At 69.4% G+C, this 20,831-nt stretch carries 20 protein-coding genes; 10 read left to right on the top strand and 10 right to left on the bottom strand.

Going from position 1 to position 20,831, the window contains the following annotated elements; translation table 11 throughout:
* Window positions 1-154: 154 nt before the first annotated feature.
* A complete protein-coding gene (locus ALI44B_RS14180; protein WP_077055219.1) occupies window positions 155-1,615 on the bottom strand; it encodes a glycosyltransferase 87 family protein in 1,461 nt (486 codons plus the stop codon).
* Between the two features lie 144 nt (window positions 1,616-1,759).
* Here ALI44B_RS14180 and ALI44B_RS14185 point away from each other — a divergent pair, with 144 nt between their 5' ends.
* On the top strand, window positions 1,760-3,043 hold the full coding sequence (locus ALI44B_RS14185; protein WP_077055220.1) for a molybdopterin-dependent oxidoreductase: 1,284 nt from the start codon (window positions 1,760-1,762) through the stop codon (window positions 3,041-3,043).
* Window positions 3,040-3,546, top strand: a complete 507-nt coding sequence (locus tag ALI44B_RS14190; RefSeq protein WP_083710055.1) for a hypothetical protein — start codon at window positions 3,040-3,042, stop codon at window positions 3,544-3,546. The genes ALI44B_RS14185 and ALI44B_RS14190 overlap by 4 nt, the downstream gene beginning before the upstream one ends.
* A gap of 3 nt (window positions 3,547-3,549) precedes the next feature.
* Here the strand turns inward: ALI44B_RS14190 and ALI44B_RS14195 are convergent, their stop codons facing one another.
* From ALI44B_RS14195 to ALI44B_RS14205, 3 genes are read right to left on the bottom strand one after another with little or no spacing between them, the layout of a single operon-like run.
* The gene (locus ALI44B_RS14195) at window positions 3,550-4,266 is read right to left on the bottom strand and encodes a class I SAM-dependent methyltransferase (protein WP_077055221.1); all 717 of its coding nucleotides are present in this window, start codon (window positions 4,264-4,266) and stop codon (window positions 3,550-3,552) included.
* Window positions 4,247-4,957, bottom strand: coding sequence for a TIGR04282 family arsenosugar biosynthesis glycosyltransferase (locus ALI44B_RS14200; RefSeq protein ID WP_077055222.1), 711 nt, complete (start codon window positions 4,955-4,957; stop codon window positions 4,247-4,249). The genes ALI44B_RS14195 and ALI44B_RS14200 overlap by 20 nt, the downstream gene beginning before the upstream one ends.
* Window positions 4,954-5,625 (bottom strand): glycosyltransferase family 2 protein, encoded by a 672-nt coding sequence (locus tag ALI44B_RS14205; protein WP_077055223.1) that lies wholly within the window; start codon window positions 5,623-5,625, stop codon window positions 4,954-4,956. The genes ALI44B_RS14200 and ALI44B_RS14205 overlap by 4 nt, the downstream gene beginning before the upstream one ends.
* Before the next feature lie 105 nt (window positions 5,626-5,730).
* On the opposite strand from ALI44B_RS14205, the gene ALI44B_RS14210 reads away from it, so the two are divergent.
* Complete coding sequence (locus tag ALI44B_RS14210; RefSeq protein WP_083710056.1) at window positions 5,731-7,449, top strand: molybdopterin-dependent oxidoreductase; 1,719 nt, start codon at window positions 5,731-5,733, stop codon at window positions 7,447-7,449.
* Window positions 7,450-7,521: 72 nt separating this feature from the next.
* Here the strand turns inward: ALI44B_RS14210 and ALI44B_RS14215 are convergent, their stop codons facing one another.
* The 5 genes from ALI44B_RS14215 to ALI44B_RS14235 form a co-directional block, all read right to left on the bottom strand.
* Window positions 7,522-8,076 carry a hypothetical protein gene (locus ALI44B_RS14215; protein ID WP_179100277.1) on the bottom strand — a complete coding sequence of 185 codons (555 nt, stop codon included), beginning with the start codon at window positions 8,074-8,076 and terminating at the stop codon, window positions 7,522-7,524.
* Between the two features lie 26 nt (window positions 8,077-8,102).
* Entirely contained in the window at window positions 8,103-10,031 is a 1,929-nt protein-coding gene (locus ALI44B_RS14220) for an alpha/beta fold hydrolase (RefSeq protein WP_077055225.1), read from the bottom strand.
* Window positions 10,028-10,330, bottom strand: a complete 303-nt coding sequence (locus ALI44B_RS16250) for a hypothetical protein (RefSeq protein ID WP_077055226.1) — start codon at window positions 10,328-10,330, stop codon at window positions 10,028-10,030. Before ALI44B_RS16250 ends, ALI44B_RS14220 begins: the two co-directional genes overlap by 4 nt.
* 252 nt (window positions 10,331-10,582) lie before the next feature.
* On the bottom strand, window positions 10,583-11,698 hold the full coding sequence (locus tag ALI44B_RS14230) for an NAD-dependent epimerase/dehydratase family protein (protein ID WP_077055637.1): 1,116 nt from the start codon (window positions 11,696-11,698) through the stop codon (window positions 10,583-10,585).
* Between the two features lie 8 nt (window positions 11,699-11,706).
* Complete coding sequence (locus tag ALI44B_RS14235) at window positions 11,707-12,606, bottom strand: MTAP family purine nucleoside phosphorylase (protein WP_077055638.1); 900 nt, start codon at window positions 12,604-12,606, stop codon at window positions 11,707-11,709.
* Window positions 12,607-12,764: 158 nt separating this feature from the next.
* Between ALI44B_RS14235 and ALI44B_RS14240 the strand changes: the two genes are divergently transcribed.
* Genes ALI44B_RS14240 through ALI44B_RS14255 form a run of 4 tightly spaced genes read left to right on the top strand, consistent with a single transcriptional unit; the run spans window position 12,765 to window position 15,690 of the window.
* A complete protein-coding gene (locus ALI44B_RS14240; RefSeq protein WP_238592218.1) occupies window positions 12,765-14,081 on the top strand; it encodes a molybdopterin molybdotransferase MoeA in 1,317 nt (438 codons plus the stop codon).
* On the top strand, window positions 14,074-14,550 hold the full coding sequence (moaC, locus tag ALI44B_RS14245) for a cyclic pyranopterin monophosphate synthase MoaC (protein WP_077055228.1): 477 nt from the start codon (window positions 14,074-14,076) through the stop codon (window positions 14,548-14,550). Before ALI44B_RS14240 ends, moaC begins: the two co-directional genes overlap by 8 nt.
* Window positions 14,547-15,254 (top strand): MogA/MoaB family molybdenum cofactor biosynthesis protein, encoded by a 708-nt coding sequence (locus ALI44B_RS14250; RefSeq protein WP_238592219.1) that lies wholly within the window; start codon window positions 14,547-14,549, stop codon window positions 15,252-15,254. The genes moaC and ALI44B_RS14250 overlap by 4 nt, the downstream gene beginning before the upstream one ends.
* Window positions 15,244-15,690: a molybdenum cofactor biosynthesis protein MoaE gene (locus ALI44B_RS14255; RefSeq protein WP_077055229.1), complete on the top strand. Its 447-nt coding sequence runs from the start codon at window positions 15,244-15,246 to the stop codon at window positions 15,688-15,690. The genes ALI44B_RS14250 and ALI44B_RS14255 overlap by 11 nt, the downstream gene beginning before the upstream one ends.
* 138 nt (window positions 15,691-15,828) lie before the next feature.
* Here ALI44B_RS14255 and acs read toward each other — a convergent pair whose 3' ends face one another.
* On the bottom strand, window positions 15,829-17,796 hold the full coding sequence (gene acs, locus ALI44B_RS14260) for an acetate--CoA ligase (protein ID WP_077055230.1): 1,968 nt from the start codon (window positions 17,794-17,796) through the stop codon (window positions 15,829-15,831).
* Between the two features lie 548 nt (window positions 17,797-18,344).
* Here acs and ALI44B_RS14265 point away from each other — a divergent pair.
* The 3 genes from ALI44B_RS14265 to ALI44B_RS14275 are packed head-to-tail and all read left to right on the top strand — an operon-like array spanning window position 18,345 to window position 20,829.
* Window positions 18,345-19,532 carry a TadA family conjugal transfer-associated ATPase gene (locus ALI44B_RS14265; protein WP_083710059.1) on the top strand — a complete coding sequence of 396 codons (1,188 nt, stop codon included), beginning with the start codon at window positions 18,345-18,347 and terminating at the stop codon, window positions 19,530-19,532.
* Window positions 19,529-20,536 carry a type II secretion system F family protein gene (locus ALI44B_RS14270; protein WP_083710060.1) on the top strand — a complete coding sequence of 336 codons (1,008 nt, stop codon included), beginning with the start codon at window positions 19,529-19,531 and terminating at the stop codon, window positions 20,534-20,536. The genes ALI44B_RS14265 and ALI44B_RS14270 overlap by 4 nt, the downstream gene beginning before the upstream one ends.
* Window positions 20,537-20,574: 38 nt before the next feature.
* Window positions 20,575-20,829: a DUF4244 domain-containing protein gene (locus ALI44B_RS14275; RefSeq protein ID WP_238592220.1), complete on the top strand. Its 255-nt coding sequence runs from the start codon at window positions 20,575-20,577 to the stop codon at window positions 20,827-20,829.
* The last annotated feature ends 2 nt before the right edge of the window (window positions 20,830-20,831 follow it).

The following is a 20,831-nucleotide window of genomic DNA, read 5'->3' on the forward strand; positions in this document are numbered from 1 at the left end:
CGCGCGAGGAGGGCGGGACGGCGGATCCGGACACGGCGGTCGAGGTGGCCGAGGCGGCGGCCCGAGAGGCCGGGACGACCTGCTCGGACGCTCCCTGATGCGCGCCGGCAGCCGGCACGGCGGGGAATCCGAGAGAGACGGTCACAGGTTGAGGCTAAGCGACATCGGGTCGATCCGCCACGTCGGGCGTCCTCGCGGCACCACTCGAGCCGGTTGCGACATCTTTTCGACGCCCCGGAAGCCGACGACGGATGCCGCGCCACAGCTGCTGCGGAGCATCCCGCCCCTGACGCCACCACGACACCGCCACCAGCACGACGATCGACACCGCTATGCCCCAGCGCTGCACCGCGAGGCTCGGGAAGATCTGCCGGTTGAGGATCGAGAGGCCGATCACGAACCACTCCCACCGCCCGCTCATGGCGATGAACGGCACGAGCAGCAGGGCGTACCAGGGGTAGCGCGGGCTCACGATGAGGAGCGTCACGCCGATCATGACGAGCTGGGCCACCCACGGCCGTTCTGGGTCGGTCGCGACGATGACGGCCACGGCCGTGACCACGAGCAGGATGGCCGCGACGGGCAACGCCGCGCTGCCCGGGGCGAACAGTGAGATGAGACCGAATCTGCTGCCATCCTCATAACCCTCTTCGCTGAGATAGCCGGGCAGATAGCCGAGCACGCCGATGCCGGTCGACAGGATGTAGGGGATGTAGAGCACGGCGAACGTGGCGACGGCCGCGACGACGACCTTCCAGCCTTGGCGGCGCAAGAGGGCGGGGGCCGCGATCACCGGGATGAGTTTGACGGCTATGGCGCCGCCCAGGGCCACACCGCCGAGCGCGCGTCGGCCGATCGTGACCGACAGCGTGGCCACGAGGATGAGCACGGCCCCGACGAGGTCGACGTGCGAGTTCGTGACACCCTCGGCCAAGACGAGCGGACACCACGCCCACAGGGCCGCCTGCCAGCCCGGCAGGGCGCGCCGGCGCAGGGCCCGCAGCAGCAACGCGGCCGTGCCCAGCACGAAGAGCAGCCCGACGGCTTGGAGTGGCCAATACTCGGCCGAGGGGCCGACGAAGAAGCGCACCCCCGCGAACAGCATCTCGGCGAGAGGCGGATAGATCGTCGGCACCTGCGGCCGGTTGATGGCCGTGCACAACACCTCGCCCGTTCCGACCTCGCGCGTCTTCGAGATGCGCTCGCCGTCGCAGCTCTCGGAGCCGTCGGCCGCAACCGTCGGGGCCGGGAACAGCCAGTCGGTGCGCAGCTCGGCGAGGGCCGGGTCGGCGGGTACGTACTTGTAGGGCGATATGCCCGCGTTCTGCACGATGCCGTCCCAGGCATACCGGGCAGAGTCGGTGCTCGTGTTGGGCGGACCCGCCATGGCCGCGGCGCCGAGCACCGCGCATCCGATGAGCACGAGGGCCGTCACCGCGCGGCCGCGCACGCCCTTCAGCGCCCAGATCGACAGCGCGAACAGGGCCCACAGCGTGTAGGTCGCCCACGCCATGGCCGGGCGGTCGTCGTCGCTGTAGACGCCCAGATTCAGCACCGTGAAAGCCGTCAGAACGGTGGATGCCGCCAGGAGAACGGCGGTGAGAGCGATACGCACGTCCCCATCTTGAAGGAAAAGCCGGCCGAGACCCATCCCGAATGGCCACGGTGACGAATAAAGGTCAGCAATACGTGTCGGCAGGCATCCGCCCGCCTAGGCTCAGAGCCACACCGCGCAGACGCGCTCGACGAAGGGACCGGCATGCGATTCCTTCTCTATCGACTGCGCCGCAGCATCGGCTCGCCCTCGCGCAACCCGCGCATGGCCACCGTCACCGGCCGGCTGCTCGGCCTCGCGTTCCTGATCTGCTTCGGCACGGGGCTCTACAGCCACTTCCTGCAGGAGCCGCTGGCCTGGATGACCTTCACCACGCGCCCCCTGTGGCTCTACCAGGTGACGCAGGGCATCCACATCACGGCCGGCATCCTGTGCTTCCCGCTGCTGCTCGGCAAGCTCTACGTGGTGTTCCCCGACCTGTTCCAATACCCACCCGTGCGCAGCCTGAAGAAGGGCGGCGCCGTCGACCTGCTCGAGCGCGGGTCGATCGCGCTCTTCGTCGGGGCGTCGCTCGTCGAGATCACGATCGGGTTGCTGAACACTTTTCAGCTCTACATCTGGCCGTTCGGCTTTCGGCAGGTGCACTACGCCCTCGCCTACGTGATCATCGGGTCGCTCGCCATTCACATCGCGGTGAAGCTGCCCGTGATCAGGCGGTACTGGTTCAAGGGGCGCATGCCAGAGGGTGAGCCGGTTCTCGCCAGCGGGCGTGAGGATGCCGAGATCGGTCGAGAGATGGCGGATGCTCGCGCGGCGAGTGCACCCTTCGCCGCTCGTGGGATCACCGGGCGGGTCTTCGATTGGATCGACACGACCCCCGCTCCGGACAAGGCCGTCAGCCGGCGCGGTTTCGTCGCCACGCTCGCCGTCGCGGCCGCGGCCCTCGTGGCGTTCACGGGTGGCCAGTCGTTCCGCGTGCTCGACCGCCTCAACGCCTTCGCGCCGCGCAAGGCCGGCATCGGCCCGCAATCGTTGCCCATCAACCGCACGGCCGCTGCCGCGAAGGTCACCGAGACGGCCGTCGACCCGGGCTGGACGCTGACCATCGCCAACGGCGACCGCAGCATCGACCTCAGTTACGCCGACCTGACGGGGATGCCGCAGACCTCCGTCGACCTGCCCATCGCGTGCGTCGAGGGATGGAGCCAGATGGCCAGCTGGAGGGGCGTGCGCATGAGCGAGTTGGCGGCGCTTGTGGGCGCGACATCCGCGGATGCTTTCAAAGCCACGAGTCTTGAGACGAACTCGCGCTACGGCGTGATGACGATGGGCCCCGAATACGTGAACGATCCTCTGACCCTGGTGGCCGTGCAGCTCAACGGCGAACCGCTCGACATCGACCACGGCTACCCGGCCCGCATGATCGCGCCCGGCCGCCCCGGGGTGCTGCAAACCAAATGGCTGAGCCGACTGGAAGTGACCTCATGACCGGAGTCGTGGCAGAAGCCCCCGAGAGCGCGGGGCGCGGCGTGACCGTTGTGCGAGGCATCCTCATCGCCGTGGGCGTGGCCCTCATCGGTTTCGGCGGCTACACGCTCGTCATGCTGCAGCCGCGGCCGAACCAGCTGATCGGCGTGGCCGTGTGGCTCATCGGCGCGATCGTATTGCATGACGCCGTGCTATCGCCGCTGCTCGTGGGCGTCGGCCTCCTCATGCGGCGGGCCGGGCACCGGGTGCCCTGGACCGTGATCGCGCTCGTGCAGGGCGCCGTCGTGATCGGATGCCTGTTCACCCTCATGTTCCTGCCCGAGGTCGCCGTGCAACAGCGCGGGCCGAAGAACCCCACCGTCGTGCCGCTGGACTACGCGCAGAATCTCGTGATCATGTGGGCCGTCCTCGCCGCGATCGTGGTCATCGGCAGTATCGTGCTCGTGCGACGCACGCGGCGCGGGGGACGCAGCCACAGCAACGTGCGCCCGCCGCGCGCGTAAAGCCTAGGAGGCGCCGAGCGCCAGCGACACGAACGTGCGGCCGTCGGCCACCCAGTTCTGGTCGGGCACGAGGCCGGCGTGGGCGGCGCGGGTCGTCAACGCGCGCTGGCCGATCTCGGCCCAGGGGAACGGGTCGCTCTGGTGGCCGTGGCCGTTGACGACGGCGCCCTCGAAGGCGCGGTCGTGGTCGTCGTCGGGGTGGGTCTCGACGATGACGCGCCCGTGCGGCGCCAGCAGCTCGGCGACACGCGCGAGCAGGGCGCTCGGGTCTCCGCCGATGCCGATGTTGCCGTCGAGCAGGAGGGCCGTGCCCCACGCGCCCTCGCGCGGCAGCGGGTCGAAGACCGAGCGGCGCAGCACGTCGAGTCCGGCCGCCTCGGCGATCTCGAGGGCCGCGGGGGACACGTCGATGCCGAACGCCTCGAAACCGGCGTCGGCGGCTGCTTTCACCATGCGACCCGGCCCGCAGCCGATGTCGAGCACGGGGCCCGTCGCGCGCGTCAACACGTCGCGGTCGGTGTCATCCGCGTCGGCGCTCCACTTCGATACGTCGAACGGTGCCGGATGCCGGGGCGAGTCGCTCGCCGTCTCGCGCAGGTAGAGCACCTCGTCGTCGTGACGCAGCGCCCGAGCATAAGGCTCGCCGCCGCCCGAACCGAAGGTGGCCGGGACGGCGGGGGTGGCGAAATCATCCGAACGGTCAGTTTCGGTCGTGCTCATGGCGGGCTCCTTCGGCGGTGGCGGAGGTAGTGCCCTCGATGCGGCGCAGGGTTTCGGCGAAACGCGTGTGCGGGGCGAGGGTCGCCACGGTGCGCGCATCGTCGATGGTGTCGACGTCGACGAGTTCCGGCACGAGGCTCACGCCCAGGCCGACCGCTTTGAGGCGGTCGAGTTGCACGCGGCCGGTGTCGTCCTGCGACATGGGCACGCCGCGGATGAGTGAACCGTCGGGTTCACGCATGCCGAGTGTCCAGAAGCCGCCGTCGTTGGCGAAGCCGAAGAAGACGTCGGTCGTGCCGGCATCCGTGTCGGCGTCGCTCGTGCTCGTGGCTTCGTCTTCAGCGGCCCATCGCGCGAACATGTCGCGCAGAACCTGGGCGTCGAGCTGGGGCGTGTCCATGCCGATCAGCACGGTGGGACCCGTGCAGTGATCGAAAATGTGCGCCAGCCTCACGTCGAGGTCTCCTGTTCCTTGAGGTACTACCTCATAGTCTTCGGAGCCGGGCGGGAAAAGGTTTCCATCGAAGTAGAGGATGCGGCGATCGACGTCGACGGCGCTGGCCGCCGCGAGCGTGTCCTGGATCGCGGCGGCGGCGACCTCGGCGGCCTGCTCATAGCTCAGCGGCGGGTGCAGGCGGGTCTTCACCTTGCCGGGAATGGTCTCCTTCGCGATGACGATCAACGTGGTCACGGGCGGCGCACCTCTCGCAGCAGTCGGGACATGTCTTGGATGGCGACCACGGTGCCCTTCAGGGTTCCCGTCACCTTCGAACGGCCGACGCGTTCCGTGTAGGGGGTGTCCGTTTCTTCGATGCGCCACCCCTCGGCTTTCGCGCGCAACACCATCTCGAGGGGGTAGCCGCTGCGACGGTCCTGCAGGTCGAGGGCGAGCAGCCGTTCGCGGTGGCCGGCGCGCATGGGGCCGAGGTCGTGGATGTCGACGTGCGCGCGTCGGCGGATCAGGAACGACAGTGCGAGGTTGGCGGCGCGCGCGTGCAGCGGCCACGATCGGGCGGATGTCGGGCGCCGGCGTCCCAACATCAGGTCGACGTCGCCGCGTTCCACGGGGTCGACGACGAGCGGCAGATCGGCCGGGTCCATCGACGAGTCGGCATCGCAGAACGCGACGGTGGGCGCGGATGCGGCGAGCAGCCCCGTGTGGGCCGCCGAACCGAAGCCCCGGCGTGCTTCCGAAACCACGACGGCGCCGTGCTCGCGGGCAACCTCCGCCGACCGGTCAGTGGAGCCGTTGTCGACGACGATGGCGCGGTAGCCCTCCGGCAGGCGGGACATGATCCAGGGCAGCGAGCCTTCCTCGTTCAAACAGGGGAAGATGACGTCGACTCGGGGCTGAACCATTTTCTGAGAGTACAAGCAAGCGGTGTGGCATCCGTGCACCGGGAGTTGGCCTTGACAACCGCTCGACGGGCGTCGAAACGTAGCGGGGCGACTTATTCTGAGGCGATGAGCACAGACGACGAGCGGGCCGACCCGGCGACCACGTGGGACTCGCTGGCCGCGGGCGCCCGGGGCGCGGCCCGTGGGGGTGAGGCGCGCTCGAGTACCGCGACCCGTGAAGGCGGCGCGTCCGGTGGCGACGCTGGACCACGTCTTCCGCTGTTTCGTGACCCGGCCACCTGGTGGGCCGCGCTCGCGGGCATCGTCTCGGCCATCGTGGTTCTCGCGGTCGCTGAAGTCATCGCGGTGTTCCTCGGCCTGGCCGGCAGCCCGCTGTTCGCGGTCGGCGCCTGGGTCATCGATCTCGTGCCCGGCTGGCTGAAGGATGCCGTCATCCAGGCGTTCGGCACGGCCGACAAGATCGTCCTCCTCGGCGTTCTCGCCGTCGTTGTGCTGCTCCTCGCAGCCGCGGCCGGTATCGCGCAATACCGCCGCTCACCCTTCGGCATCGTCATCCTGATCGCGGTCTCGGCCATCGCCGCCGTCGCCGTCACGACCCGGCCCGAGGCGACCGGGGTAGATGCCATCCCCACCGTCGTCGGCATGATCGCGGGTGCCGTGCTGCTGCGGCAGGCCGTGCGGGCGCTCGCCGACTGGCGCGAATCGGCGGCGCGCGAGCGGGGAACCGTGGCGCGTTCGGGCGGGCTCGCCCAGCTGGACCGCCGCAAGTTCCTCGGCCTGACCCTCATCGCCGGCGTCGCAGCGGCCGCCGCCGGGGCTGGCGCGCGCGCCTTCAACCAGGCCGTCACCTACGTCTCCGATCTGCGCGCCAAGATCACGCTGCCCGCCGCAGCCACGGCCGAGGCCCCTGCCCCGGCCGGCGCCGACCTCGACATCGATGGCGTGGTCTCCTACATCACGCCGAACGAGGAGTTCTATCGCATCGATACGGCCCTGCAGGTGCCCAACATCGACCCGGATGCCTGGAGCCTGAAGGTCACGGGCATGGTCGACCGTGAGATCGAGATCACCTTCGACGAGCTCCTGGCCAAACCGCTGGTGGAGCACACGACGACGCTTGCGTGCGTCTCGAACGAGGTCGGCGGAACCCTCATCGGCAACGCGGTGTGGCTGGGCTATCCCATTCGCGAACTGCTTGCCCAGGCGGGGGTACAGGCGGGAGCGGACATGGTGTTGTCGCGCAGCGAGGACGGTTTCACGGCATCCACACCGCTCGAGGTGCTGCAGGAAGAGGACCGCGAGGCGCTGCTGGCGGTCGGCATGAACGGCGAACCGCTGCCGCTCGAGCACGGTTTCCCGGTGCGCATGGTCGTGCCGGGGTTGTATGGCTACGTGTCGGCGACGAAGTGGGTGGTCGAGCTGACGGTGACGACGTTCGCGGCCGAAACCGCCTATTGGACGGATCGCGGCTGGGGCGAGCGCGGCCCCATCAAGCAGTCGTCGCGCATCGACACGCCGCGGCAGCTCGGCAAGATCGCCCCGGGGCGCACGGCCGTCGCGGGCGTGGCGTGGGCGCAGCACACGGGCATCCGTGCGGTCGACGTGCGCATCGACGACGGCCCGTGGCAGCCGGCCCGCCTCGCCGACACCGTCGGACCCGACACCTGGGTGCAGTGGGTCTACGAATGGGATGCCTCTGGCGGCCAGCATCAGGTGCAGGTCCGCTCCACCGACGCCGCGGGCCAGCAGCAGACGGAGGCCCTCGCGGGCGTCCTGCCCGACGGCGCCACCGGCCTCCACACCATCACGGTGAACGTGGGCTGATCGTTCCTCACCAAACCAGCGATCGTGGCCTGACGGGGAACGAGGGCGACACCACGGTCCGGTGTCGCCTTGTCACGATGGCTCAGCGGGGTGCGGGAGCGGCTCCGACGGAGGGACGGATGAGGGCGTTCCATACTGCTTCTCGTACGGATCGGGGAGCGTCGAGGCTATGTCCTCGCGAATGGTGTACCAATCACCTCGTACGCACCGGCCGTCGACGTCGAGCAATATGACCCCGAGGTCGAGCCCGTAATAAAGAGTGACTCCGCCCGGCGCTCTGGCCGTTATGGCGCGATGTTCAGCCGCGTAAGAATTGGTTTCAAGAGCAAAGCCCTGCGATTGCCAATAGTGGAGAATGCGGTTCGTAGGCCCTTCGATGTCGGTCAGCCCCTCCTGGCGTCGGCCGCCTGACCAATAAACGCCGTCGCTGTGTGAAATGACGTCGCACTGTTCCGGAAGTGGGCTTTCCTCGATATGCCAGTTTCCGCCGATGACATTCGAAGCGTTCTCGAGGAGACTATGGACTTCGGCTCGGGCTTCAGCGGGGGTCGTGATGATTTCGGGGTCGCCTTTCTTCTGTTCGATGAGGTCACTCGTCGATGTGCATCCCGTCAGGAGCGTCGCCACGAGCGAGACCAAGACACTCAGCCGCCTCATCGCAGGTACTCTCCATGCAAATGCAGGTCGGTGCGTCTGCCGTCCGTGACGGTCTCACCGCGAAGGATGCGACGAATGTTATGCAGGCTTTCCGTATCGGCGCCGAAGTACTTCCGACGATCGTCGGTTTCGCTCCCACCCACGGCGTTGTGTCCGACAACGGGCTCGAGCCTCGTTCCGTCCGTCAAGGTTGCGCCGTCCACCCCGAAAACGCGCGCGCCCCAGGCTTCGTTTTCGGGGTCGACTCGCCCGCTTACCTTCTGGCCGAATCTCGCCAACACATCCGTCTGCGCTTGCGAGACGAAGACCTGCTCCGCTGGAACATTGAGGTCGGATGCTGCCAGGTGATCCGGTATGCCAGCCGAACCCACGAGTACGACGGAATCCACGGCGAGAGGACGTGTGGCGAGAGCCAGGGCCACCAGAGTCGAGCCATACGAGTGGCCGATCACGGACGTGCGGGGAGAGACCCCCTTTGTGGAAGTCACGATTGATGTCTCGGCGATGTCCGCTGCGAGACGAGAGGCACCCTCGCGCGCTCGATCGTTCCGAGGCACTTCGGCTGGGCCTGGGCTGTCGAAATTCAGCCACAGAACGACGGCCGAGTCCTCGTCCTTCGATCTGATCCGCGCCGCAGCGCGAGCGTAGTCCGGCAATTCAGCGACACTGCTGTTCATGCCGGGGACGAGATAGCTCACGTTTGTAGCGTTCGAAAGGTCACCGATCGACACCGCGACACGTGGTCTGCCCGGCATTGCATTGTCGAGGGTGACGAGATATTCGGGCGGGTCGTCATGGCGGGCGCTACCCGTGCCGTAGCGCTTCAGGAGCAACCCAAAAGCACTCAGTCGTGCAGCGGCGTCGGCCATGCCCGGGTCGCCGTCATAACTGCGCGGCCCGTCGCGGCCCGCGAGCTCGCGGTAACGAGTGGCGGCAGCGTCATATAACCGCTGCAGGCGCTTGACGTTCGCGTAGTCGCGGTCGAGCGGAGACGCCCCTGCCAGGGTCCCCACCCGCTCGGGGTCGCGGTCGGCCAAGCGCTTTCGAAACGCCGGGCTCAGGCCGGCCCAGATGCCGGCGACCTGCGCAACCGGCATCCGGCCCAGAGCCGCGAGCGCCCCGTCGGCGTCGGTGCCGTACGCGTCTTCGAACGCGGAGCCGTCCAGTGTGGCCCAGGCCCGCAGGATGTCGGAGGTGTCGGCGTCGAGCCGCGAACCCGGGTGACCCGTCCTCGGCACGCCCGCAGCGTCGAAAATGGGGAGATCATCGAGCCCCTGGACGGCAGTCTCGTCGGCGCGGGCGCGGGCGTCGATCTGCGCCATCCAGAGCTGTCTGATAGTGGCCAGCTGGGTCAGGCATTCGCGCCACGCCATTCGGGCGCGTTCGACCGTCGCTACATCCGCCGCGTCGGTGCCGATGATTAATGTGCCCGAAGACTCGCCGGGGGAGACCGCCGCAGGAGCATCCGGAACCACGTCCCACCGGAACGTCCAGTCGCCCAGTGCCTCGCTTCCGAGCGCGCGGCTGATCGTGCGGGCATGCGAGCGGATGTCTGCGAGCTCCGCCGCGGCCCGTGCACGAAGCCGCGAGCATTCGCTGCTGATCGCCTCGACGGACACCGCATAAGCGATGTAGGTGGCCCGATAGCCGTCGAATGTGGCCGCGGCCGTGCCGAGTCGCTCGTGCAGCAATGAGGCCGTGCCCGAGAGCGCCACCGTCACGCGCGAGACGTTCGCGTCGAACAGTGCCCCGGCACCGCGAATGTTCTCGGCCATCGCCCGGTACGTCTGTGCCTGTGCAGCGAAACCTTCGCCGCTCTGCAGGATCGTGGCGAAGTCGCCCCTGCCGGGGTCTGAAAGCCCGCCGAGCGGGCCGCCCTCGGTGAACAGTTCGTCACCCGTCGCCGCGCGCGTCGCGCGCCTCACGGTGTGGCCGCCTGGGCGAGAACGTCGTCGGCATCTCGCAAACCCGCACGAGCCGCAGACACCGATTCCGACATCCGGCCCACCGATTCGACGAGACCTGCGCCCATCATCTGCACGGCGTGCCCCGCGCTCTGCATTGCCCGCGCCACCGTCGTGGACCCGATCGTCTCGGTCGAGGCCGTGCGCATACGCGCCAGGAGCAGCGGCACCGTCACGCCCGTGATGTAGGCCGCGACGGCCCGATCGACGAGCGCCTTCCCCTCGTCGATGTCCGCAAACGTGATCGTGAGATCGGCCATGGCGCCCCCGCCCGGAACCGTCGTTACGTGCGCAGGGCGGCGGTTCCCTCATCCGCGGTGCTCTGCCAAAGTAGCCCGCCGGCGTGGCTGCCCGAGGGGGCCTCAGGCGGCCGACAAAGGGCGAACGTGAGGCTTATTTCAGATCGACGATGAAGTGGCCCCTGTTCGGGTGGGTCGGCCTCGTCGCGGCGCGTGGCGGCCGCCGAGAAGTCGCCCCGAAAACCTTCGCGTCGGGCGGCGTGTCCGTCGAAACTACCGCTGCACGGCATCCCGCAGCGGTGCGGTTGCGAACTCCCGCATGCCGTCGTCGAACCCCACGCGGGCCCGATAGCCCAGCTCGGTCGCGAGCCGCTCCGACGACGCCGTGATGTGGCGCACATCGCCCAGGCGGTATTCGCCGGTGACGACGGGGGCCGGGCCGCCCGCGTGCCGGCTCAGCGCCTCGGCCATATCGCCGATCGTGTGCACGTGACCTGACCCGACGTTGTAGGCGCGGAATGATCCGGATGCCGCATCCGCCGTCGCTGCCAGTGCCGCGAGGTTCGCCCCGGCGATGTCGTCGACGTGCACGAAGTCGCGGCGCTGGCCACCGTCCTCGAACACGCGCGGCGCCTCACCGCGTGCCAGGGCCGAGCGGAACAGCGACGCCACACCCGCGTAGGGCGTGTTCTGCGGCATGCCGGGTCCATAGACGTTGTGGTAGCGCAGCGCGATCGCGCGCCCGCCGGTGCTACGCGCCCACGACGTGGACAGGTACTCCTGCGTGAGCTTCGTGATCGCATAGACGTTGCGCGGGTCAAGCGGCGCGTCCTCCTCGATCAGCACGGATTCGAGCGGTTCGCCCGTCGCGTCGTCGAGGGGGTCGAATCGTCCGGCGTCGAGGTCGGAAACCTGCCGCGGGCCGGGGCGCACGAAACGCTCGCCCGAGCGGTAGCGCCCCTCGCCGTAGACGACCATCGACGAGGCGACGACGAGGCGGTCGATGCCGGCCGTGTCGAGGGCGGCGAGCAGCACGGCCGTGCCCAGATCGTTCGAGCCCACATAGTCGGGGGCGTCCTGGAAGTCGACGCCGAGCCCGACCTTCGCGGCCTGATGGCACACGGCGTCGACGCCGTCGAGGATGGCGGGCATGGCCTGGGGGTCGGTGACGTCGGCGCGGATGAATTCGGCGCGCGGGTCGATGGTGGGCGGCCCGCCGTGCACGTCGGCCCGCAGGTTGTCGGCGATGCGCACCTGCCACCCGGCGTCGAGCGCCGCGCGCACGATGGCGCTGCCGATGAAGCCCGCTCCGCCCGTGACGAGCAGCCGCCCGGGCGACGACGGGGACGACGAAGACGAGGACGGGGACGGGGACGGCGACGGCGTCATCGCGTCGCTCACAGTGCGGCGGTGGGGGCGGCGTGGGCTCCGGCATCCGCGCGCCGAACCGGACGCGAGAGCACCTCGGCCACGGCGTCGGGGGCCACCTGGTCGCGCGGCACGAAGTCTGCGGGGATGGAGCGGATGATCGCCTCGAGCGCTGCGACGATGCGCGGCTGGGCGTCGGCGAGGCGCTGCAGCACGAGCTGGTGGCTGACCGCATCCTCATCCTTCTCGGCCCCGGCTTCGGGCGCCAGGCCCGCGTCGCTGTCGGTCACGAAGGAGAGATTGATGGTCTCGATGTTGAGCTCGCCGGCGAGCGGAACTTCGGGATACATCGTCATGTTGATGGTGTGCGCACCGGCGGCGCGGAACCACAGCGATTCGGCGCGCGTGGAGAAACGCGGTCCCTGGATGACGACACAGGTGCCCGAGGCGCGGAAGGGTCCGCCATCCTGACGCACGGCCTCGACCGCGAGCGCGTGCAACTCGGGCGAGAACGGGTCGGCCTGCATGAGGTGCTGCACGGCGCCCTGGTCGTAGAACGTGTCGGGGCGCGACGACGTGCGGTCGATGTACTGGTCGGTGACGACGAGCGTGCCGGGCGGAACCTCGGGGCTGACGCCGCCGACGGCCGACGACGACAGGATGGTCTTGACCCCGAGCGAGGCGAGCGCCCAGATGTTGGCGCGGAAGTTGATGAGGTGCGGAGGAACCGAGTGGTCCGAGCCGTGCCGCGTGAGGAACGCGACGCGGCGCCCGCCCATTTCTCCCACCGTGACGGGGCTCGAGGGCCGGCCGTAGGGGGTGTCGATCTCGACGGTTTCGGCGGTGCCCTCGGCGAAGAGCTTGTAGAGGCCCGAGCCGCCGATGACGGCGATGTCGGCGTGCAGGGTGGGGGATGTCGTGTCGGTCACGGTGCTCCAGACGTGTGCGTGCGCGATCGGCGCGGGTGAGGAGGGCGGCGTGCCGCCCAGAACAAGTATGCGGGTGGCCGTCTGGCGCGCCAAGATAGGGGGAGGAGCGGGGTGAGCCTTGCGGGCCCTCCGCCTGGCGACTATGAGACGAGACGGTCATGAGTGACGGGATGGCTCCGACATCCGTTCGTGTGCTGCGTTCGGTCGAGGAGCACGGCGAGGTCGTGCGCGCGCTGCTCGCGCCCCTGGCGGCACGGCTGGGGGCCGAGGAGCTGGCGGTGTCGGCCGGGCGGATGTCGCAGCATCCTCACGACTATGACGGCCGGGTCTTGGCCGCCGACGTGCGGGCCCCCATCGATCTGCCGCCCTTCGACAACTCGCAGATGGACGGGTACGCCGTGGTGAGCGACGACCTGGCGGATGCTTCGGGCGAGCGCCCCGTGGCGCTACGGGTGGCCCCGCACATCCCCGCCGGGTCGACCGGCAGGCCGCTCGAGCGCGGGTGGGCCGCGCCGATCATGACGGGCGCGCCGATCCCCGAGGGGGCCGACGCCGTCGTGCCCATCGAGCAGGTCGATCCGCCCGCATTCTTCGCCGATCAGCCTCAGCCCGCATCGTCCGCGGTTCCGCCCGTCGCCCGGTTCACCCGCCCCGTCGCCCCCGGCACCTACCGTCGGGTACGCGGCAGCGATATCGCGGCGGGCAGCCTCCTCCTCGCCGCCGGCACACGACTCGGGGCCGCCCAATGGGGTGTCCTCGCCGCATCCGGTGTCGCCACCGTGCCCGTGCGCCGTCGCGTGCGCGTCACCGTCCTCTCGACGGGCCACGAGCTGCGCCAACCCGGCGACGCCCTCGGCCCCGGCCAGATCTTCGACGCCAACAGCGCAGCCCTGACGCGCGCGCTCGCCGAGGTCGACGCCGACGTGCGCACGGTGGCCGCCGTCTCCGACGATCCCGAGGCCTTCTCCCGTCAACTGGCGGCCCTCGGCGCCGAGACCGATCTGCTCGTCACCACGGGCGGCGTCAGCGCGGGCGCCTACGAGGTGGTGCGCGAAACCCTGGCGGGCGCCGGGGTCGACTTCGTGGGCGTGCGCATGCAGCCGGGCGGCCCACAGGGTTCGGGAGCCCTGCGCGACACAGGGATGCCGGTCGTCACGTTCCCCGGAAACCCCGTCTCCGCGCTCATCTCGTTCGAGGTGTTCCTCCGGCCCGTGTTGCTCGAACTCGCCGGGGCTCGAGCATCCGACCGCCAGCGTCTGCGCGTCACCCTCGCCGAGGATGCGACCTCGCCCGTCGACAAACACCAGATCCGCCGCGGTCGCCTGCGCGAGGACGGTCGCGTCGAACTCGTCGGCGGCCCCGGATCCCATCTTCTGCACGCCTACGCCGCCTCGGCGTTGCTGGTGCACATTCCCGCCGGTGTGGCATCCGTCACCGCCGGCGACACTCTCGAAGCCTGGAGGATCGATGACTGATCAGCCCCTCACCCACCTGCGACCAGACGGTTCGGCCCACATGGTCGACGTCAGCGACAAGCCGGTGACGACTCGCATCGCGACCGCGCAAGCCGTGTTGCACACGCGGGCCGATGTGGTGGCGCAGGTGACGTCGGGCACGCTGCCGAAGGGTGAGGCGCTCGGCACGGCGCGCATCGCGGGCATCATGGCCGCCAAGCAGACGTCCACGCTCATCCCGCTGTGCCACCCCCTGCCGATCAGCTCGGTCACGATCGACATCGAGCCGCAGGGGTCCGATCTGCTGGTGCTCGCGTCGGTGAAGACGTCGGGGGTCACGGGCGTCGAGATGGAGGCGCTCACGGCCGCCAGCGTCACGGCGCTCACCCTCTACGACATGATCAAGGCCATCGACCGCGAGGCCGTCATCGGCGAGATCCTCGTGCGGCAGAAGTCCGGCGGACGCTCGGGCGATTGGAGCCGCTCATGATCGACGAACGATCGGATGATCTGGGCGACACGCCCTCGGGTCACGCCTCGGGAGCAGCGGGGGAGCACGCCGCGACCGGCGGGGGCCCGGGTGCCGGCGCTGGCGCGGCGGACAGCGGCGACTCCTCGTTCGTCTCGAGCTCGGGCGCCCTGTCCCTCGAAGACCTGTCCATGCCCGGTTCGGGCGGCCCCGACGAGGTCGTCGACGGCGTGCCCTCGGCGGCGGCTGCGGGGCGCGCGCGGGTGATCGTCGCCTCCACGAGCGCGGCCGAGGGAACCTTCATCGACCGCACGGGCCCGCTCATCGAGGCGTGGTTGCGGCAACGCGCATTCGACACCCCCGACCCGCTCGTGGTCGCGGACGGTCCGGCCGTGGGCGACGCGCTGCGTCAGGCGCTCGCGGACGACGTGGACATCGTCGTCACGACGGGCGGCACGGGCATCTCGCCGACCGATGCGACGCCCGAGCAGACATCCGCCCTGCTCGACCACACCATCCCCGGTTTCGCCGAGGAGCTGCGCCGGCGCGGCGCCCAGGTATCCTCGCGCGCGCTGCTCAGCCGCGGGGTCGCGGGGGTCGCCGGGCGCACGCTCGTCGTCAACCTGCCGGGCTCGGCGGGGGGAGTCGAGGACGGCCTGCAACTGCTGGGCGAAATCCTCGAGCACGCCCTCGACCAGCTGTCGGGCGGCACGCATGACGCCTGATCCGAGCGCGGCGGGCGTCGTGGCGCTCGCCGACGTCGTCGACCGCCCCATCTCCATCGCGGAGTGCGAGACGCTCGTGGCCGACGACCGGTTCGGGGCCGTCGTCACGTTCGCGGGCGTCGTCCGCAACCACGACGAGGGCCGGGGCGTGCTCACGCTGTCCTACACGGCTCACCCCACGGCGGCGGCGGTCATCGCGGATGTCGCACGCGATGTTGCCGCGCGCTTCCCCGACGTCTCGCTCGCCGTTCTGCATCGTGTCGGCGACTTGACCATCGGCGACGTGGCCCTGGCCGCCGCGGTCGCTTCGGCGCACCGAGCGCCCGCCTTCGAGGCGGCAGCGCTCCTCGTCGATCTCGTCAAAGAGCGCGTGCCGATCTGGAAGGAACAGTCCTTCGACGACGGCCAGACCGAGTGGGTCGCCGCCCTCGGCTAAATCGTTTGCCGTCTGAGCGCGGTGGCGCCGACGCCTCGCGCCGCCGGAACTTCGGTTCGTCGGCGGCACACGGATGCCGTCCGGGCATTGGTCGATCCTCCGGCCGGGCGCGTTTACACGGCGCCCGGCCGGAGTCGGTCAGCCCACCTTCTCGGTGATGATCTGCATGACGGTCGTGTCGGCCAGCGTGGTGGTGTCGCCGATCTCGCGGCCCTCGGCGACATCGCGCAGCAGTCGCCGCATGATCTTGCCCGATCGCGTCTTCGGCAACTCGTTCACGACGAAGATCTGGCGGGGCCGGGCGATGGGCCCGATCTGCTCGCCGACATGCGTGCGCAGAACGGCCTGGATGTCTTCGACCGCCTTCGACTCTTCGAGCTGGCTCTCCTTGATGATCACGAATGCCACGACAGCCTGCCCGGTGGTCTCATCGGATGCCCCGACGACGGCCGCCTCGGCCGTGAACGGATGCGACACGAGGGCCGATTCGATCTCGGCCGTCGACAGGCGGTGGCCCGACACGTTCATGACGTCGTCGACGCGGCCGAGCAGCCACACGTCGCCGTCCTCGTCGAGGCGCGCGCCGTCACCCGCGAAGTACTTGTCTCCGAACTTCTCCCAATAGGTTTCTTTGAAGCGCTCGGGGTCGCCCCAGATGCCGCGCAGCATGCTGGGCCAGGGTTCGGTCACGACCAGCAGGCCGCCGTTGCCCTCGCCGACGGGGTTGCCGTCGTCGTCGACCACGTCGATCGCGATTCCGGGCAGGGGCACCTGCGCGCTTCCGGGCTTCGTCTCGGTGATACCCGGCAGTGCCGAGATCATGATGGCGCCGGTCTCGGTCTGCCACCACGTGTCCACGATGGGGGCCGCCTTGCCGCCGATGACCTTGCGGTACCACATCCAGGCCTCGGGGTTGATGGGTTCGCCCACCGAGCCGAGCAGGCGCAGCGACGATAGGTCGAACTGCTTCGGAATCTTGCGGCCGAGCTTCATGAACGAGCGGATGGCCGTGGGCGCCGTGTAGAAGATCGAGACCTTGTACTTCTCGATGATCTCCCACCAGCGACCGGGATGCGGGCTGTCGGGCGTGCCCTCATAGATGACCTGCGTGGCGCCGTTGGCGAGCGGGCCGTAGGTGACGTAGGTGTGTCCCGTGATCCAGCCGATGTCGGCCGTGCACCAGTACACGTCGCTGTCGGCGTGCAGGTCGAAAACGTTCTTGTGGGTGAAGGCCGCCTGGGTCAGATATCCGCCCGAGGTGTGCAGAATTCCCTTCGGTTTGCCCGTCGTTCCCGAGGTGTAGAGGATGAACAGCGGGTTCTCGGCGGAGAAGGCCTCGGCGATGTGATCGGGGGATGCCGCGGCGAGCTCGTCGTGCCACCACCGGTCGCGCTCGGGGTTCCAATCCACGGTGTTCTCGCCGCGCTTGACGACGAGAACGTTGGTGACGGTGTCCTGGGGCCCGAGGTCGCCGCGCGCCTCGAGTGCCGCGTCGACGGCGGGTTTGAGCGGCGAGACCTTGCCCTTGCGCCAGCCGCCGTCGGCCGTGATGACGAGTTTCGCGGCCGCGTCGTCGATGCGCGAGCGCAGGCTGTCGGCGCTGAAGCCGCCGAACACGACGGAGTGCACGGCCCCGAGGCGCGCGACGGCGAGCATCGCGATGACGGCCTCGGGAATCATGGGCAGGTAGATGGCGACACGGTCGCCTGCGCGGATGCCGAGGGCGGCCAGCACGTTGGCGGCCCGCTTCACCTCGGCGGTGAGCTCGGCGTAGGTCAGGCTGCGGCTGTCGCCCGGCTCGCCTTCGAAGTGCAGGGCCACGCGGTCGCCATTGCCCTGCTCGACGTGGCGGTCGAGGCAGTTGTAGGCCACGTTGAGCGTGCCGTCGTCGAACCATTTCGCGAAGGGCGGGTTGGTCCAGTCGAGCGTCTGCGTGAACGGCTTCTCCCACGTCACGAGCTCGCGCGCCTGGCGCGCCCAGAACCCGAGGCGGTCGTCGGATGCTTCGGCATAGAGTTCGGCGTTCGCAACCGCGTTGGCGGCGAAATCGTCGCTCGGTGCGAACCGGCGGTCTTCGTGTAAGAGGTTGTCGATCCTGTTGCTCATTGCGGCTCGGCGCTCCTTTGCGTTGCTGTTCGGACGGCGGTGTCCTGACTGCAGACGACTGTACTCCGATTCCAGGAACGGCTTGCCGACGGCGGGCGAGGGTCTCCGCGCGCCCGTAAAAAACCGACCAGTTTGTTCTCAGGAGGCTCCCAGACGCTTGTCGGCATTTAGGGGGACACGCGGGTTTGCGCATCTGGTGTTTCCGCGTACACTTGAACACGGCCGAATCTTCGTATTCGTGCATGCGGCGCCCGGATTCCCCCCAATCCCGCGTCGCATCTGGCGGCACCCATTCCCCCCAATGGGTGCCGCCCCCTTCTTTTTAAGCGCTTCTTCGCGCTGCCAGTGCGTCCCATGCGGATGCATCTCCCCGGGCCGTCTGCGCGCGACGGCTTGAGCGCGCCTTCTCCGCCGATTTCGGTTGCCCCAGTTCGGGTGTTCCCCGTTCGGGTCGGCAATTCGTTCTCCACAGGCGGCATTCGCGGGATCTGTCCACAGCTTGACCGTCTCCGCCTCGCGAGGCGGCGAGCGCGCATACCGTCACAGGCATGAACTCTCTCCTCGAGCAAAAGCGCGTCAGGGATCGCGCCCGGGCCGCCTTCGGCTCAGGGCTGCGCCCCGCGCCCAGACTCTCGGCGCCGCCTGCCGAGCAGTCACGACCCGTTCCGCGGCCGCTCCTCATCGAGCGGTATCGCGATCGCGCTTTGTCCGGCATTGGCGAGCGCGGCAGCGGCGGGCACGGCGCGTCGACGTCGAGCGTCATCCCGATCGCGCCCGTTGCTCCGCTCCGCATCGACACGGCGTCGCGCTTCGGTGACCTCGGCCCCTACCTCCTCCTCGACGACGTGACAGACATCGTGATCACCGGTTCGAGTGGTGCCTGGGTCGACCGGGGCCGGGGCTTCGAGCGCATCGTCGAATGGAGCGGGGGCGACGACGTCGTCCACACCCTGGCCGTTCGTCTCATCGCCGAGGGCGGCAGGCATGTCGACGAGGTGAGCCCGTTCGTCGATGTGCGCCTGCCCGGTGGCATCCGGGTGCACTCCGTGCTGCCGCCTCTGTCCGTCGGGGGAGCGGCGCTCAGCATCCGGGTCCCGGCGCAGCGGCCCCTCCTACTCGAGCATCTCCACGCGCGCGGCATGTTCGCTCCGCGTGGCGATGCCCTGTCACGGCGGTTGCGCGAGGCCGTGTCCTCTCGCACCAACGTGCTGATTTCGGGCGGAGCCGGAACGGGGAAGACCACCCTGCTCGCCGCCCTGTTGTCCGATGCCGATCCGTCCGAGCGCATCATCTGCGTCGAGGATGTCTCCGAACTCGTGCTCGATCACCCCCACGTCGTCTCGCTCGAAGCGCGCCAACCCAATGCCGAAGGCAGCGGAGGCGTCGACATCGCCCGCCTCCTCCGCGAGTCGCTGCGCATGCGACCGGACAGACTCGTGCTCGGAGAATGCCGCGGCAGCGAGATCCGAGACATGCTCGGTGCCCTGAACACCGGCCACGAGGGCGGGGCGTGCACGGTCCACGCCAACTCCCTCAGCGACGTGCCCGCACGGCTCGAATCGCTCGGGGCCCTGGCCGGCATGTCGTCAGAGGCTGTCGCTCGCCAGGCGGTCAGTGCCATCGGTCTCATCGTCCACCTGCGGCGCGTCGGCGGCATCAGGCGCGTCGCGGCACTCGGGCACTTCACCCGTGACGAACGCGGCCGCCTCACCATCGCTTCGGAGGTCTCCTCGTGACCGTCCACCGCCTCTCGGCCCGTCGCATCCCCGTCGTTCGACGGATCATGCACGCCGCAGCCGTCGATGAACGCCCGCACGCCGAGAACATCGCGACGGTCGTGCAGAGGCTCGCCGTCGTCCTCGAAGCGGGGGTCTCACCCGGTTCGGCGTGGCGCTACCTCGACGACGACTCGGCAGCCGTGGCTTCAGACAGCGTCGCGCCGGTCGTCCGTGCGGTGCGCGAACTTCGGCCGGGGGGAAGCGTCGTGCCCGCGCTCCTCGGGGCCGCACCGAAGACGGGCCCGGCGGCCCCGCTCTGGCGTGCGGTCGCCGCCGCCTGGCAGGTTTCCGAGGTCACCGGGGCGCCGCTCGCGCCCTGCCTCTCGTCGATCGGCGAATCCCTCCTCGACATCGGATCCACTGAACGCGCGGTCCAGATCGCATTGGCCGGGCCGACGGCGTCATCTCGTCTTGTGCTCGCGCTTCCCCTAGTTGGCCTGGTCTTCGGAGCCCTCCTCGGCTTCGACACGCTCCAGTTCCTGTTCACCTCGATCGTCGGAGGCGTCTGCGGTGTCACCGCCGTCTTACTGGTGCTGATCGCGCACCGCTGGAGCAATCGCCTGGTCCTCGCGGTGGCGCCTCGCGGGCGTGCCCCCGGTCTCCTGCTCGATCTCACGATCGTTGCGCTCGCGTCCGGGCGGTCCGCGCTCGCCGCCGTGGCAGCCGTGACGACGGCCGTCTCGGATTGCGAACTCGAGGCGGCGACCGACGAGGCCGAGCGCCGCGACCGTGAAGCGGTTCTCGTGCTCTCGAAGCGCGCCGGAATCCCGGCCTCCCTTCTCCTCGCCTCCGAAGCGCAGGCCTACCGCCGCACGGCCCGCACCGTGGCCGCCCGCAACGCCGAGAAGCTCGGCACCCAGCTGCTCCTCCCGCTCGGGCTCTGCATCCTGCCCGCCTTCATCCTCCTCGGCGTCGTCCCCATCGTCGCCGGCATCCTCTCGAGCGCCGTCAGCGCGCTCTAGCTGCCCTCACACCGCCCGCCCACAACCACTGGAGCCTCATGTATCCCTTCTCACCGCTCATGCCCGAACTCGCACCAACGCGCGAGCCATCGTCGTCGCAGTGGCCCTCGACCTCGTATGTGCCGGGAGGCGGTCGATCGCTCGCCGACGAAACCGGAGCAGCCACAGCGGAATACGTCATAACGACCATGGCCGCCGTCGCATTCGCTGGTCTACTCGTCGTGATCATGCGCAGCGACGAGGTGAAGGGCATTCTCCTCGACCTCGTCCGACGCGCGCTGAACGTCGGTTGACC

This window comes from Leifsonia sp. ALI-44-B, assembly GCF_001984125.1.
Taxonomy (GTDB): Bacteria; Actinomycetota; Actinomycetes; order Actinomycetales; family Microbacteriaceae; genus Okibacterium.

Excerpts from the sequence above, each read along its gene's own strand:
- ALI44B_RS16250 (WP_077055226.1), bottom strand. The coding sequence starts at position 10,330 with ATGGCCGATCTCACGATCACGTTTGCGGACATCGACGAGGGGAAGGCG.
- acs (WP_077055230.1), bottom strand. The coding sequence starts at position 17,796 with ATGAGCAACAGGATCGACAACCTCTTACACGAAGACCGCCGGTTCGCA.
- ALI44B_RS14190 (WP_083710055.1), top strand. The coding sequence starts at position 3,040 with ATGACCGGAGTCGTGGCAGAAGCCCCCGAGAGCGCGGGGCGCGGCGTG.
- ALI44B_RS14255 (WP_077055229.1), top strand. The coding sequence starts at position 15,244 with ATGACGCCTGATCCGAGCGCGGCGGGCGTCGTGGCGCTCGCCGACGTC.
- ALI44B_RS14210 (WP_083710056.1), top strand. The coding sequence starts at position 5,731 with ATGAGCACAGACGACGAGCGGGCCGACCCGGCGACCACGTGGGACTCG.
- ALI44B_RS14205 (WP_077055223.1), bottom strand. The coding sequence starts at position 5,625 with ATGGTTCAGCCCCGAGTCGACGTCATCTTCCCCTGTTTGAACGAGGAA.
- ALI44B_RS14185 (WP_077055220.1), top strand. The coding sequence starts at position 1,760 with ATGCGATTCCTTCTCTATCGACTGCGCCGCAGCATCGGCTCGCCCTCG.
- ALI44B_RS14195 (WP_077055221.1), bottom strand. The coding sequence starts at position 4,266 with ATGAGCACGACCGAAACTGACCGTTCGGATGATTTCGCCACCCCCGCC.
- ALI44B_RS14240 (WP_238592218.1), top strand. The coding sequence starts at position 12,765 with ATGAGTGACGGGATGGCTCCGACATCCGTTCGTGTGCTGCGTTCGGTC.
- ALI44B_RS14265 (WP_083710059.1), top strand. The coding sequence starts at position 18,345 with ATGAACTCTCTCCTCGAGCAAAAGCGCGTCAGGGATCGCGCCCGGGCC.
- ALI44B_RS14250 (WP_238592219.1), top strand. The coding sequence starts at position 14,547 with ATGATCGACGAACGATCGGATGATCTGGGCGACACGCCCTCGGGTCAC.
- moaC (WP_077055228.1), top strand. The coding sequence starts at position 14,074 with ATGACTGATCAGCCCCTCACCCACCTGCGACCAGACGGTTCGGCCCAC.
- ALI44B_RS14275 (WP_238592220.1), top strand. The coding sequence starts at position 20,575 with ATGTATCCCTTCTCACCGCTCATGCCCGAACTCGCACCAACGCGCGAG.
- ALI44B_RS14230 (WP_077055637.1), bottom strand. The coding sequence starts at position 11,698 with ATGACGCCGTCGCCGTCCCCGTCCCCGTCCTCGTCTTCGTCGTCCCCG.